Below are 14409 nucleotides of genomic sequence, written 5' to 3'. Positions count from 1 at the left end.
GTCCGCCGCCCGCACCTGTACCCGCACCCGCCTCGGATGGATCTGCCATGCCCAGCCACTACGACGTGCTGCCCGACCTGGCCTTCGGCCACCACCCCGTCCACGGCATCGTCGCCGCGAACCCGAAGAACCTCGCGGCCAGCTCCTGGATGCTCAAGGGATTCGACTTCCATCCCGTCCCCGACCAGCCGACGTTGTACGCGCTGGCCGACCACAACCGTGACGGACACGGCCGTACGAGCCGGGCCATCGAGCTGCTGCGCAAGGCCGGCTACCAGGTCGATGTGGACGCCGCACTTGACCCTGCACTGGCGCCCGATACGGCACAGGTACGCGACCGCGGTCCGCTTGGTGAACCAGACGTCGCCTTCGCCGATCACCCGCAGCTCGGCATCGTCGCAGCCATCGACGACCGTGTCTCCGGCCTCAGCGGGCTCGCGCTGGTGGAGGACGGCTGGCGGCACAACTCGAGCCTGGACATCTACACGCTCCCCGCGACCACCGATCGCGTCGAGGCGCTGGGGAAAGTCGCTGACGCCACGGTGGCCCTGCACCGTTCGGAGCTCCAAGTCGCAGTGCAGCCCAGCCTCGCTCAAGAGGTGACGGCCCGGCCCCGCTCTGCTGCGCCGCCGGCCGCCGGCCGTGAGCGCGGCCATGGTCCCGCTCGCGCGTCTCCGTTGAGCGCCGCCGCGCTCGCCGCCAGCCCGGCCCGCGCCGGTATCCCGGGCAGGGCGCCGGTCTCCGCCTCCGCCGTCACCACAGCGACGGTCCGGCCGGTTGACCCCCGCATCGCGTACTCCCGCGACCGATGATCCAACTCCTCAAGGAGGCCCTTCCATGGCCGTGAAGACGATCTGGCCCATAGACCACCCCTGCGGTCACCATGCCGACCGCGACTTGTCCGACCGCCCGGCCGACCGCCGCGCCGGCTTCGCCGCATGGCTCTCCAGGCAGGAGTGCACCGACTGCTGGCGCGCCTCGAACGAAGGCGACGAGCAGGACAAGGCCGCCTGGCTCAAGGCGAAGCGCGCCGAGGAACAGACGGCGTCCGAAGCCTGGTCCGAGCAGTACCGGATGCCTCCCATGGAGGGGACCGAGCGAGCCGTCCCCTGGGGCATGCGCTGTCGTCACCAGATCCTTGCCGACGCATACACCGCCCTGGTCACCGAAGGCACGACCAGCGAAGCGGAGTGGGCGGAGATCGAGGAGAGCGCTCGTACGGTGACCCGCGCCGGATGGTGGATAGACCAGAGGTCGTCCGAGCCCGAGGACCTCGCCGAACTACTCCGAGCCGCCACCGGGGCCGACCGGCCGACAGAGAATCCCTTCTTCTGACCGCCCGGGTGCCCTGCAGCGGCGGGGCACCCGGCTGACCGCCACCGTGCGGCCTCTACCAGCGATTCCCGGCCGGACCAAACCCCGGATTGCCGGACGCTCTGCCCACTGGCCCACCTCCAACGGGTCCTTCACCAACTCTGCCCCGGAGACTTCCGTGCCTACCTCGATCACCATCACGTCCGAGTTCAGCGGCAGCGTCGTCGCCAAGGGCGCTACCGATGACCTCTCCGCGCAGCTCCTCCGCCACGCCGGTTTCAAGCAGATCGACGACTGGCACGGCCGACGCCATCGCCTTCCCACCACCACTCCGCTCGCCTACCAGGTCGCCATCGCCACCCACGCGGCCGAGATGCTTCGAGCCGCTCGCTACGACGTCACCCTTCCGCCCGATCTCGACACGCCACGGAAGACGCTCGGGCCCTACGCCGCCGGAGCCGAACTTCTCCGCATCACGGACCAGATCCGTGCGGCCGAAGACGGAGCCAGCCTTCAGCGCGCAGTCGACCACCTCCTTCACCCCGAGCACGGTGCTCTGGAGCGCGTCCGGGAGGCCCTGGAAGCGGCGGGCGAACAGGTCAACGACTTGGACGACGAAGCGCATGCGCTCGCTGACCGGTTCGGCTTCGCCTCGGAGTTCGTCAACTCAGCCCAGTCTGAACTTGTCGATTCCGAGGTCGAACTACGCCGCGTAGGCACCCCGTCAGAGAGTTACTCCGCAGCACGGACCGTCCGTGATCACCGTGGTGCCGCTCTGGCCACCTCTCCTGCGGCGGAACAGGCCAAGGTCTCCTCGGCGTCCAGTTCCCAGCCGGCGCCCCTCACCATCACGGGGCACACGCCGCGTGCCGGAACATCGCCGTCGACTGGCAGTTCGTCGGCCACCGCAGCACCTCCCCCCGCGCCTCGCCCTGCCGGCCGACCCCGCTGAAACGTTCCGCTTCCGACTTCCAGGAGTACCCCATGAGCTGCACGAGAGCCGAGCGCGCCCCGCCCCCGCCCGCTCACACACCCAAGGAACCGCCGTGCCTTCCCCGCACACCAGCACGCCCTCGACCACCACCGGGTCGGACGCGCTCCTCCACCTCCTGTTCGGTGTCCTCGGTGCCGTCATGGCTTTCGGCTCCCTCGCCTGGCTGACCGGAAATCTCACCAACAACTTTGCCGGGAGCGGGACATGGGTCCCCTTCCGCGTCACGGACGCGCTGCTGCACCCGGAGGTGCTGTGGCCGACCTTGAGCACCAGCATGCTGATGGTCGGTGCCCGCGTCGTCCCCGGCCTGTTCACCGTGGCCCTGGTCGTCGCCGCTGCGGTGCTGTGGGTGCGCTGGCGTGCCGGGTCCAAGTCCGGCCTCGCCCGCAAGGCGGATGTGGCGCCGCTGCTGGACAAGGAGATCCTCGCCAAGGCGAAGAGCCTGCGCCCGAGCCTTGGCGGCCAGGAGCGCAAAAGAGGTCCCGCCCGCTGACCGCGGCATCCTGCTCGGCACTCTCGATCCCGGTCGTGCGGAGGTCCGCGCGTCCTGGGAGGACGTGATCGTCGCGATCATGGCCCCGCGTTCCGGCAAGACATCCGGGCTGGCGATCCCCGCGATCCTCTCCGCACCTGGCCCCGTCCTGCTCACCAGCAACAAGGCCGCCAACGACGCCTTCACCACCACGGTGGACGCCCGCGCCGAGGTCGGCACGATCTGGGCCCTCGACCCGCAGCAGATCGCCCACCACCCACGCGAGATGTGGTGGGACATCCTCGCTGACGCCCGCGATCTCGCCGGGGCGAAAAGGCTGGCCAGGCACTTCGTCACCGCGAGCGTGGACGAGTCCAGCGGCTCCGACTTTTGGTCCACCGCCGCGAGCAACACCCTCGGCGCCCTCTTCCTCGCCGCCGCGTCCCACCGACGGCCAATCACCGACGTCCTGGCCTGGCTCGCGATGCCGGCCGACCGCACCCCGGTGGACCTGCTCACCGATGCCGGCCACCATGCCGTCGCCGCCCAACTCCAGGGCACCGTCTCCGGCGCGACCGAAACCCGCGACGGCATCTACGAGACGGCGAGGCAGTACGCGAGCTGCCTGCTCGACGCGGACGTCGCCGCCTGGGTCACCCCGAACGACGACCTCCCCGAGTTCCAGCCGTTCGCCTTCGCCACGTCCCGCGACACCCTGTACCTGCTGAGCAAGGACGGCGGCGGCAGCGCATCCGCGATCATCGCGGCCGCGGCCGACGCCGTCATGCGCGCGGCCGTGATCGTCGCCGAGCGCTCCGGCGGGCGACTCGACCCGCCCGCCCTGTGTGTCCTCGACGAGGCGGCGAACGTGTGCCGCATCAGCGACCTCCCCGACCTCTACTCCCACCTGGGCAGCCGGGGCGTCATCCCGATGACGATCCTGCAGTCCTACCGTCAGGGCCAGCGGTGCTGGGGCGAGGCCGGTATGGACGCCCTGTACTCCGCCGCCACCATCAAGATCATCGGTTCGGGCATCGACGACGCGGACTTCGCAGACCGGCTCAGCCGTCAGGTCGGCGACCACGACGTCCAGACCACCTCGGTGTCGACGAGCGAGGGCGGCAAGTCCACCTCGGTCGGCATGCGTACCGAGCGGATCCTGCCGCCCGACGCCATCCGCGCCCTCCCCAAGGGCAAGGTGCTGCTGCTGGCCACCGGCATCCGGATCGCCATGCTCAACCTCAAGCCCTGGTACAAGCAGCCCTCCGCCAAGGTCGTCGGGCCTGCCTCCGCACGTGCCACGAAGGCGATCACCGAGCGTGCCCTCGCGAAGAGCGTCGACCAGGACGATCTTGGACTGTCGGCATGAGCGCACCCACACCACAGCAGGGGCGGTTGGCCCACGCTCCGGTCGTTCTGCGCGGTGGCCGGTGGTGGCTTGACGGCGGGGCCGGCTCGGTCCCCGCCTCCGATCCTGCCTTCACCGCCGCCCTGGACGACTTCGCCCAAGCGATGGCCGCTGCCGACCGGGCAGTCGCCAACCTCCTTATCCGGCAGGACGAGGCGCCCTCCGCTTTTCCCGGCGGCCGACGGTGAACCCGCTGATGAGTGCCGAGCAGGCGGTCCTCGGCGCCGTGCTCCTCGCCCCCGAGCAGCTCACGCACCTGGAGTGGCTCGCTGCGGGCCACTTCTATCGGCCTGTCCACCAGGCGCTGTTCGACGCCCTGCGCAAGCTGCGCAACGACGGGCATCCCGCGCTCTCGGCCGATGGTCCGTTGCCGGTGTCGTGGGTGACCGACGCGGTCGGGGAGGCCGGCCAGCACGTGCGCGGGCTGACCGCGGCGTACGCCCACACCCTTATCCAGGCGTGCCCCCGAACCAAGCACGCCCCGGTGTACGGCCGCATGGTGCTGGAAGGGGCGATTCACCGCACCGTCGCCCAGCACGCGATCCGTCTCCACCAGGCGGCTCGGGCCGACGCCGTCCAGGGCGAGGTCGAGGGAGCATTGCGCACGGCGGATGTCCTGACCGGCGTGCTCACCGACCTTGCGCGACGCTGGGGAACCGACCCTCGACCGGTCCCGCACACCGCTGGGCCCTCTGCCGCCACGGACATCCGGCCTCCGGCACAGAGCGGCCAGGTCGCCGAGGACGAGCGGTTCCTCCTGGCCGTCCTCGCCGAACAGCCGGGGGCCATGGGCGAGGTGGTGGCCTGGCTGCGGCCGGGAGACTTCGCCGACCCGACCCACCAGCATCTCTACCGGTGCCTGGGCGCGCTGCACCACCGGGGTGAACCCATCGACCGGATCACCCTGCTCTGGGAGGCCCAGCGACGCGGCCTGCTGGCCGACGGCACTGTGTCGAGCGAGCAGCTGACCGCTGTTTGCGAAGGCATGGTCCCCGGCACCGCCGACTGGTTCGGGCAGCGGGTGATGCGCTCCTCCCTCACCCGCACCGCCGCGGCCTCCGCGCGAGCCATCCGGACCCTGGCCCAGGACGAGGCTCTGGGGCCCGGCCGTCTGATCAACCACGCCCTGCACGCGCTCGGTCCCCTCGACGAGGTCCGCACCCGCTGGGCCACCGCGAACAACAGTCCGGCTCCGAAGGCCACGGCACCCGCTGCGCCGACGGGCGAGCCGCCACCCGACCGAGTCAAGGCCGCCCGAGCCCGCAGCACACCCCGCCCAGTCGCGTCACCCCCAGGCCCGGCCGGCCGTCTCCCCACGCCGTCAGCAGGCCGACCACCCTCGCGCCGCCACCCGTGAGCCCCCCTCCCCTGCCCCTGGAACTCGACTTGATCTACCCCATCCCCACAGCCGCGCCGTACCTACGCGCCACGGACCCGAGCCACGCCGCCTCGTTGCGCTCTCCGTTGATCGGGTCTCTCTGCTCGGGGTACGGCGGCCTCGACCTGGGCGTGCAGGCCGCCTTCGGCGGCACCCTGGCCTGGCACGCCGAGGTCGACCCGAACGCCTCACGCATCCTGGCCCGCCACTGGCACGGCGTCCCCACCTGGGCGATATCACCGCCGTCGACTGGTCAACCGTCCCCCAGGTGTGCGTCCTGACGGCCGGCTTCCCCTGTCAAAGACGTCTCCGTCGCCGGCCGCCGGGCCGGACTCAACGCCCAGACCCGCTCCGGGCTCTGGCTGCACGTCGCCCGTGCGGTCGCAGCCCTCCGACCTTGCCTGGTTGTGATCGAGAATGTGCGCGGCCTCCTCACCTCCCCCGCCGGTTCCCCTGGCGACGTGGAACCCTGCCCGTGGTGTCTGGGAGACACCGCAGGTCAGCCTGCTCTGCGGGCACACGGTGCCGTACTCGGATCCCTGGCCGACCTCGGGTACGACGCGAAGTGGCTCGTGCTTCGCGCCTCCGACATCGGGGCCCCGCACCGCCGCGAGCGGACCTTCCTGGCCGCATGGCCCGCCGGGCACCCTGCTGAAGACGCCGACCAGCAACATCGCAAAGAACGGCGGCTCGCAGCATCCGACGAAGCGGAAGAGCGGCGGGCACGGTCCGAACCGTGAAGTAGGCCGCCGACGAGGTGCCCGTGACCGGGTCCTTTTCCGACGGCCCCTTCCCGAACCACGCGGGTCAGTTTCCCGACACGTGGCTCTCCAGCGGCTTCTTCCGGGTGGAGAAGTCGGCCCGTCCGGCGTGGATGTCGTGGTGGCAGCTGGTGCAGACGACCAGTGTCTTGCGCCGCCTGCGCGCCATCATCACTTTCCACTCCGGAGGCGCCGCCCGTCCGGGCTGATGGAGGTCGGCGAGCTTGCGGATGTGATGGACCACGAGCCCATCCCGCGCGCCGCACGCCTCACACCGCTCTGCCAACAGCCGATGGATCAGCTCATTTCCATGGCTGCGGGTCCTGACAGGTGCCCGGTCGGACAGCCGGGCCGTGGGCTGTCGCCTCAGCGGTATTCCACCGAAATGGGCGGCCAGCGGCCTCCGCCCTCCGTCGCGCGGCACCTCGATCCGGTAGCCCTTGCGGGGACCGTCCGAGGTGTCGATGACGGCCTTGTACCGGCGCGCCATCTTGGAAACGGAGGACTTGTGCTTCGCCGCAAGAGTCTTCAGGAGGGAGACCTCCATGACCCGGTGCAGCGTGTCCAGAGCTCCGATGTTCTGGGCAGGGAGGTAGTACTGGACGAGCCCGCGGTACTCCGCCTGGTACTGAACCACGATCGAAAAGTCGGTCCCGTGAATCAGCCCGGCTCGGCGTGCGGGCTTACCGCGTTCCATGTAGGCACGGCAGTGCTGGCGCAGTACGTCGCGGGGGACGAAGAGCCCAATGCCGCCGTTGATCATCCGGCGTCCGTGGGTGCGCTTCGCATCGGCGTGCAGGGTCCGGATCTCGTAGCCGAGGAACCGCGCCGCCTGGCTGGTGGCATGGGTGATCAGGGTCTTGGACTCGGAGAGTTCCAGGGCGAGTTCATCGCGCAAGAACTCCCGGATCCGTTCCTTGATCTGTTCGGCCTCGTGTTTCGGCCCGGCGAAGCCGAGCAGCCAGTCGTCGGCGTAGCGGACGTAGCGCAGCCTGCGGTAATCAGGATCGTCAGTGCGCTTGCTGGGCAGTCGTCGGAGCTGACGGTGCAGTGCGCGCACCCTCTCCCGGTCGCCCTGCTTCCGCGCCCAGACGATCTTGTTCTGCACGGACCGGTACGCCAGATTCGCCCGGCGCTGACTGCCCCGGTGGTACTCGGGCAGCAACTGCTGTTCAACGAACTGATCAAGGCGGTCCAGGTAGATGTTGGACAGCACTGGCGAGGCCACGCCGCCCTGCGGCGCACCGCTGAGCGTGGCGTTGAAGCGCCAGTCCTCCAGGTACCCGGCCCGGAGCATATTCTCGATCAGCCGCAGGAACCGGCCGTCGTGGATGTTCTCCTTGAGGATCGCGAGCATGGTCTCGTGATCCAGGCTGCCGAAGCAGTCGGAGATGTCCCCCTCGATGAACCAGCGTGTTCCGCTCCAGGAAGACGCCACGTCGCGCAGGGCGGTGTGGCAGCCCCGGCCAGGGCGGAAACCGTGGGAGTAGGCGGAGAACTGCGGCTCGTAGTACGCCTCCAACAGGAGCCGGACCACGTCCGCGACTATCTTGTCCGACCAGGTCGGCAGGCCCAGCGGGCGCTTCTTCCTGCTTCCCTTCTTCTCGATGTGCACCCGCTTCACCGGCGTCCATCGGTACGTCTCGGAGCGCAAGGCCCCGATGATCGCATCGATCTTGGCCAGCGACATGCCGTCCACGGTCTCCCCGGTGACCCCCGGCGTCGTGGCACCCGCGTTGGAGTACAGACGCCCGTAGGCCATGAGGAACAACTGCGGGTTGAACAGCTGCCGGTACAGCCTTTCCAGCGGCAGGTGGCGCCTGCCGCGTCCCCGGATGACATTCAGCACCGTTTCGGCTCTCTGCATTACGCATGCCTCCCTTCGCTGAACATCCCTTCCACCTGTGCCCCTTCGCCCTGTGACCGGCCTTCCCGGTCTCCTCGGCAGGTCGTTGCTCCTGCGACTACTACGGGCACTCCGTCACCCTGGGGCTCGCGCCCTGTAGGTGATCCCGTGGTACGTCCTCGCTGTACGTATCGAGCGCGAGTTAGGCCGCCCACTCATCCCCTTGCCCGTCCTCGTTGGACGGTGTCCCACGTCACGAAGGGGAACCCGGTACAGCTAGGATGCCGGGCCCTGACGGGGCGTCGGTTTCAGGTGCCGTTTCCGACGGGAGTCTCGGTTCACCACCGGGGATTGGGCTTCAAGCAATCCAGCCTTGACCATGTCGCGCGGGTCTTGCAGCACCCCGCCCTGGACACCTCCAGACGGTCACCGCTTCTCCGGCATGCTCTTGTCCCCTCGCGCTTTCGCGTCCAGGTAAGCCGGACAACCCATGAACCTCCCTTCGAATCCATCCCAGTTGAACTGGGGATACAACGAAGCGCCTCACGGCGCACTCGCCGACGAGGTCGAGTGGCTACTGCTGCCGACCCCGAAGGCGTCGGACGGAATCAAGGGCTCGCCGAACCAGCGACACGGCAATGGCGACATGACCCTGCCCAGTGCGGCGGCGTCTCTGCTGCCCTCACCGAGGGCCAGCGACACGGGCTCCCCGGGCCGCCGCCCCAGGAAGGGATATCGGCTTCCCTGGTCGGCGGTAGTCCTGCCCCTCTGGGCGGAGGAGACGCCGGAAGCAGGGACGCGGACCGGCGATGGGGAGCGTACGGATCCGCCATCACCCGATGGGAGAGGCTCACCCGTCCTGCCCCAGCTCCCACGGACGCGGCCGGTCGGCTGCGCGCGGACTTCGTGGAGTGGATGCAGGGCCTCGACGCCGGCTGGGTCACCGCGACTCCGGGGCTCGGCCGTCCCGCGCAGCTCACCGCGCTCGGCAACGGCGTCGTCCCGCAACAGGCAGCGCGTGCCTTGCAGTTGCTGGCACCGCCCTTTCCTCGCTGTCACCGCTGCGCCGACCGATAGCGCTCCAGTACCGCGTTCTTCCGGCCGGACCAAACCGCTGATTCTCCGGACCCTCTCGGGCATGTCGCCGTCTCACAGATGGAGCACACCCCCATGGCCGACACCAGCCCGACCTCCCCCTGCCCCGAGCCGTACCGCGTCCCCGACGCAGACCTTGACGACCTCGCCAGCACCCTCGCCAAGACCATGGCCGAGGTCAGGCAGCACGGCGTCATCCTCGACCGCCTCGGCTCCGAACCCGAATCCACCAGCAGCCAGCCGATGGACGGCGCTCCGGAAGCCGAGGCGGCTGACAGCAAGAAGGCCGACGGCCCCGCCTCAATCTTCATCCTCGCCCTGGGCGGCGAGGCATACGCCACCGAACTCGCTGCCCTCAGCGACTGGGTGAAGCACCTCTTCCTGCCGGTGTACGGCCGAGAGATCAGCACGAGCCGTCCCTGGTGCGCACACTGGCACGAACACCCCGAGGCCGTCGCCCGGCTCCACGCGCTCTGGCTCGCCTGGCAGCAGTTCACCGACACGGAGGCCGGCCTGTCCGGCCCGTCGACCTGGCACCGCGACCACCTGGACCAGACCCTGGCGCACCTGCGTGCACCCGACGGACCCTTCGCGGCCTGTGCGACCAGCGCAACTCGCCCCAACCACCGTGTGCTGGCCACCCCGGCGCCCGAGCAGTCGGGAGCGACGACGTGAACAAGACCCTCGACTTCGGCCTCGACGATCTCGCGCCGGTCGACGACGCCTCCGAGGAGGCGATGGAAGCTCTCTGGGTTGGCGACTTGAACGTGCTGTCCCAGCACCACACCAAGCCCAACGGCTCCCACAGCTTCGTCCTCGCCCACGACCGATCGATCACGTGGGGAGTGCCCGGCGAGCCACGGCTCGTTGCGATCGCGGTCGCACGGGATCTGCGGCAGTCCACGTACACGTTCGAGACGAGTCACCACGCCACGGCGTCCTTCGCCCAGAACTGGCTGGCAGAACGCGGCTGTCCTCTCGACCGGATCGCCCTGCGCGGTGGCGACTACATCGAGCCCGCCGACGACCTCACTGTCCAGGTGGAACAGCAGATCCAGAAGTCGGGCACCCGTTACGAGGTCCTAGACACCTACACCTCCGACGACCGCCCCAGCGAGGCGTGGACACTCGTCAACGACTCCCAGGCCACCCAGGCACCGGTTCGCCTCTTCTACGAGGAGTGGAACCACGAAGCCGGCACGTACACGATGCGCGAAGGCGCTTTCCCCGACGTCGGCGTCGCCCAGACCTGGCTGGACGAGCGCAGCGAACCGCTGCCCGAGCCTCCGGAGTACAGCGACCGCAACGGTGCTGTCGTCCGGGCCCGTATTACCCACATCGCCCTCTCCCGGTCCGCCGGTACCTCTCCGACACCGCAGACCGGTCTCGACGCCCCCGGCGCGACAGCGGCGGTGCCGGTTCAGCGCGCGGTCCAGGGGAGGCTGCTGTGAGCCGCGCCCGCTTCGCCTTCTCCGCGCACCCTGACGCAATCACCGACCTGCGGGAACTCTCGTCTGGAATACGCGATTTGGCCTTGCTGGAGCTGCAGAACCTGGTCCACGGAAGCGACGACTGCTTGCCGTTGAAGGGCCGACTCGCCGGCTTCCACAAGGTGTACGTCGACCCTGAGGTCGCTTACCGGCTGGTCATCCAGTTCCGCCAGGCCCCACCGACCTCGACTCACAAGCGCGAGATCTACCTTGTGGCCGCTGGCAGCCGGACGGACTACGTGGTCTACCACAGGGCCCACCTGCGAACCGGCCCTCAGCATGAGGTCGGCCCGGACTCTGCCCGCGTGCAGGCCGCCCGGTCTCGTTCGACGCACACCACCGAACGTCCGACAGTGGGCGGCACGACTGCCCCGTCAACGGCGCCGCCCTCGGCCACTCACCCCCGAAAGGCGGCCCAGCGATGACCAACCACCGTACTGCGCTGACCCATTCAGAGCTGGCGGATCTCCTCACCGAGGTCGCTCAGAACGTCGGCGGCATCCCTGCCGCCGAGCACCCGACGGCTGCCGCCCGCTCCTACCTGCATCCCGTCTTGGGTCCGCTGGCCGCTGGGCCTAGCGTGACCACCGGGCTGAGCGACCGGCTCGAGGGCTTCGTGGCCGCCGAGCCACGCCCCGCTGGCTCGGCGGGCCTGTTCGCTCTGGCCTCATACGCGTCCGCGCTGGGGTGGCTCACCGAGTCGTTCGCCGAGCTGACCTCCTCGGTCGACGAGACCTGTACCCGCGTGGGCATCCCCACGGAGCCCTGCGCACCGATCGTCGTCCCGACCGACGGAACCGAGCGGGACGACGAGTTCGACTTCGCCTTCAGCGCGCTTGAGTTGGAGGCGGCCCGCAACGCAGCCAAGGCCGCCGGCCTCGCACAGGACGACTACGTCGAGGTTCTCTCCCAGTCGCTGCTCGCCGCCGCCCGGATCACCGACGCCTGCATGGAGATCTCCAGCGGCCTGCTCGATGACGCCGATCTGCTCCGCGAAGCGAGCGACCGACCTCGGCTCGGCAACGGCCCCGGGAGCCTGCCCGCTCTGGTCCGCTCCCTGCTCGCCCGGATGGAGGCGACGGAGTGAACCCGTACGACGCAGACACACACCCTGGGCCATATCTCGTCGTCGAAGTACTCAGGGTCGGGGACGTCAGCGTGCCCGCCCTCGCGCAGGGTCCGGGGGAGCCGCTGCACCAAGCAGCGACGCGCGTCATCGAAGCCGCGGCGGCGTTGGACAAGCGACACGAGAGCGTGCTCGACGCGGTCCAGCGATCGCAGCGGCTACTCGACGGCATCGGTCGCGGTGAAGTCGGCCGCGCCCAGGTGTCGTACGCGCTGCTGCGGACCACCCTCACCGAACTCGGAGACGTTCTGGCGCAGCAAGACCGAGCGTACAGCCAGCTCGTCGAGTACCTGTCCGCCTACCGCCAGCTTGCTTCCTCGCCCGAGCCTGTACAACGCGCGACCAACAAGAGCCACGGACAGGACGAGAAGACGAGGCCCGACCGGGACGACGACTGGGCCATCGCCGGGCAGCGCGGGCTGGTAGCCCTCGAAGCCGTTGCGGCCGGAGGCGTTCGCTTTCGTCACAACGCGATCGGCGAGGACCAGTACATCTCACGTGACAAGGCCCAGCCGCAGGCCCCGGCGATCTTCCCGCAGACCGTGCAGCGGCTGGTCGCCGACGGGCTACTCCATCAGGACACCACCGAGAACGTGTACCGGCCCGGCCAGCTCCTCTCGCTCACTTCGCAGGGTGAAGTCGCCCTGCGTGATGGTCGCGCGACGACCTCACGAGTGTCCGCCGCCCTCGGCCGCACCACCACGCAGACCACGTCAGGCACGCTCGCCGACTCGGCCGCCGCGCCCGCCGCCAGGACCCCCCTCGCGGCCCTCCGCTCACGCTGACCGCATCCCGAAAAGGACCCCCACCATGCCAACCACCGGCCTGCCTCCCACCTTCTCCATCGCTTCCATCGACGCCCAGCGCGTCGAGGAGGCTCTCGCCCGGATCGGACCCAAGTAGACCACCTGGACCGCGATGACCCTGGCCCAGGTGAACGGCCCCATGCGCGTCCGCGATGTTGCCGCCCAGCTCCCCTTCCTCAGCGAGCAGTTCGTCGGCAAACACTTGGCCACGATGCACGCGGACGGACTGGTGATCCGCGATCACGACTTTCGGGGAGCGCCGTACCGACTCAGCGCTCGGCACGTCACTGGCCCCCGTACTCCGCACGGCGTCGGACTGGTCCCGTACCCACGTGACACAGGAGCCGATGGCCGAAGCCGAGCGGGTCGAGAATGCCGCCGCCTGCACCTTCGGCACTCGACCGGCGTGATTCAAGTATTCGACTCCGCTGACAGCCCGATGCGGTTCGTTCACATCGCCGAGGCGGCCGGCCTGGACAACGGCCTGGCGCGGCAGCGACCTCTGTGGCTTCAGGCCGACCGCCTGGTCGCACGGACGGGCTCCCGGCACGGAGAGTCCGGCCGCTGACCGATGCCGGCTGGAACCTTGACGGGAGTGCTGAACTCGGCACCGTCGAGTTCAGCACTCCTGACGACCAAGCGGGCATCCTTATCGATCGGCGCGGCTACGGCTCCGACCGCACGACCGTCGAGCTGTGGGCTGGCCCGCCGGGCTGGGGCACTCGTACCGAAGCGACCTTAACGGCCCGCCCCCCATCCCATTTGATCGCCGCAACTGCCGCTGTGATGGCGAAGTCGACCCCGGTGGTCCGCGAACTCCACCAAATCGACCGGCGTATGCAGCACCTGGTCACGACGACCCCTGTCGCTTCGGTCACGCCGATCCTCGAGGCTCAGGTCTCGCGCGCTCCGACTCCGCTGGACGTACGCCGCACCGCGGTCACTCAGGCCGTACACCGTGCCGCGCGGGCAGCACGCACAAGAGCCGAGCTCCGGGTGACGGCCGCCCAGAGCCGCTCCGCGGGACCGGCACAGAAACGGACGGGACACCCCGCGCCGACGGCTTCTACCCGGTTGCCGACCAGCTCGCCAACACCACGGCGCGGGCGCTGAATGCCGCACCCCGGGAGCTGCACTTCACCCTCAACCGCCCCTGCCTAAGGGGCGTTTCGCCATGACTACCGCCACCATGCTGGACCAGGCCACAGCCATGATCGAGAGCGCCTGGGCCAGCCCATCGAAGCTCTTGAGGCCCTCGGGGTCCGTCGCCCCAGCGAGGACCCGCTCCTGCGCTACGCCATGCACACCCGTGCGGCCATGGCCGGCACGGACAACGCGGTAACCGTCCACCAAGACCGTCTGCACGCCTTGTCCCGGCACGGGTACGTGCCGGACTTCTACGAACTGGACCGGATCACCGAAACAGCGGGCAGCCTCCGTGTCGCATATGCGGAGAGCCGTGCGTACCTCCAGGTGATCAGGCGCGTAGTGGAGGCTCGTGAGGCCGCCACACCCGATGTTGAGGCCGGCGGTTCGGGGGGGGGCGCAGGCCGCTGTCGGCCGCTCCGGGCAGACGCGGCACGCCCCGGGGGGCGTGCCGGAACCGTCCGCTCCGGCGGCTGCCGTCCGGCCTCCAGCGCCCGCAACGGGGCCCCGGCGTTAACCGGTTGGCGCTGATTTTCGTCGCGGTGGCCGTCATCGACTCGGGGGCCACCACGC

Annotated in this window: 11 protein-coding genes and 2 pseudogenes; 12 read left to right on the top strand and 1 reads right to left on the bottom strand. The window is 69.6% G+C overall.

Translation table 11 applies throughout. The annotated features are described in order from the left end of the window. The first annotated feature begins 65 nt into the window (after positions 1-65). The 7 genes and pseudogenes from RBJ77_RS58170 to RBJ77_RS58140 all read left to right on the top strand — a co-directional run. The gene (locus tag RBJ77_RS58170; protein WP_372352355.1) at positions 66-812 is read left to right on the top strand and encodes a hypothetical protein; all 747 of its coding nucleotides are present in this window, start codon (positions 66-68) and stop codon (positions 810-812) included. Positions 813-837: 25 nt separating this feature from the next. Beyond that, on the top strand, positions 838-1335 hold the full coding sequence (locus RBJ77_RS58165) for a hypothetical protein (protein ID WP_372352354.1): 498 nt from the start codon (positions 838-840) through the stop codon (positions 1333-1335). A gap of 157 nt (positions 1336-1492) precedes the next feature. Further along, a complete protein-coding gene (locus tag RBJ77_RS58160; protein ID WP_372352353.1) occupies positions 1493-2266 on the top strand; it encodes a hypothetical protein in 774 nt (257 codons plus the stop codon). Positions 2267-2360: 94 nt separating this feature from the next. Next, a pseudogene (locus RBJ77_RS58155) lies at positions 2361-4149 on the top strand (type IV secretory system conjugative DNA transfer family protein). A gap of 223 nt (positions 4150-4372) precedes the next feature. Continuing rightward, positions 4373-5545, top strand: a complete 1173-nt coding sequence (locus tag RBJ77_RS58150) for a DnaB-like helicase N-terminal domain-containing protein (RefSeq protein WP_372352352.1) — start codon at positions 4373-4375, stop codon at positions 5543-5545. Next, complete coding sequence (locus RBJ77_RS58145) at positions 5542-5847, top strand: hypothetical protein (protein WP_372352351.1); 306 nt, start codon at positions 5542-5544, stop codon at positions 5845-5847. Before RBJ77_RS58150 ends, RBJ77_RS58145 begins: the two co-directional genes overlap by 4 nt. A gap of 72 nt (positions 5848-5919) precedes the next feature. Further along, positions 5920-6306, top strand: a pseudogene (locus RBJ77_RS58140) (DNA cytosine methyltransferase); the annotation flags it as partial. A gap of 67 nt (positions 6307-6373) precedes the next feature. On the opposite strand, the gene RBJ77_RS58135 reads toward RBJ77_RS58140, so the two are convergent. Next, positions 6374-8194 carry a reverse transcriptase domain-containing protein gene (locus tag RBJ77_RS58135; protein ID WP_372352350.1) on the bottom strand — a complete coding sequence of 607 codons (1821 nt, stop codon included), beginning with the start codon at positions 8192-8194 and terminating at the stop codon, positions 6374-6376. Positions 8195-9343: 1149 nt separating this feature from the next. Between RBJ77_RS58135 and RBJ77_RS58130 the strand changes: the two genes are divergently transcribed. Genes RBJ77_RS58130 through RBJ77_RS58110 form a run of 5 tightly spaced genes read left to right on the top strand, consistent with a single transcriptional unit; the run spans position 9344 to position 12669 of the window. Next, entirely contained in the window at positions 9344-9943 is a 600-nt protein-coding gene (locus RBJ77_RS58130; RefSeq protein WP_372352349.1) for a DUF4913 domain-containing protein, read from the top strand. Then, on the top strand, positions 9940-10719 hold the full coding sequence (locus tag RBJ77_RS58125; RefSeq protein WP_372352348.1) for a glycosyl hydrolase: 780 nt from the start codon (positions 9940-9942) through the stop codon (positions 10717-10719). The genes RBJ77_RS58130 and RBJ77_RS58125 overlap by 4 nt, the downstream gene beginning before the upstream one ends. Further along, positions 10716-11183: a hypothetical protein gene (locus RBJ77_RS58120; protein ID WP_372352347.1), complete on the top strand. Its 468-nt coding sequence runs from the start codon at positions 10716-10718 to the stop codon at positions 11181-11183. Before RBJ77_RS58125 ends, RBJ77_RS58120 begins: the two co-directional genes overlap by 4 nt. Further along, entirely contained in the window at positions 11180-11845 is a 666-nt protein-coding gene (locus RBJ77_RS58115; RefSeq protein WP_372352346.1) for a hypothetical protein, read from the top strand. Before RBJ77_RS58120 ends, RBJ77_RS58115 begins: the two co-directional genes overlap by 4 nt. After that, positions 11842-12669 (top strand): large ATP-binding protein, encoded by an 828-nt coding sequence (locus RBJ77_RS58110; protein WP_372352345.1) that lies wholly within the window; start codon positions 11842-11844, stop codon positions 12667-12669. Before RBJ77_RS58115 ends, RBJ77_RS58110 begins: the two co-directional genes overlap by 4 nt. Positions 12670-14409: the final 1740 nt, after the last annotated feature.

Origin of the sequence: Streptomyces sp. KL116D (assembly GCF_030766975.1) — a bacterium.
GTDB lineage: Bacteria > Actinomycetota > Actinomycetes > Streptomycetales > Streptomycetaceae > Streptomyces > Streptomyces longispororuber_A.
Note: the sequence above shows the minus strand (reverse complement) of the source record. Positions and strands in the feature narration are given on the sequence as shown.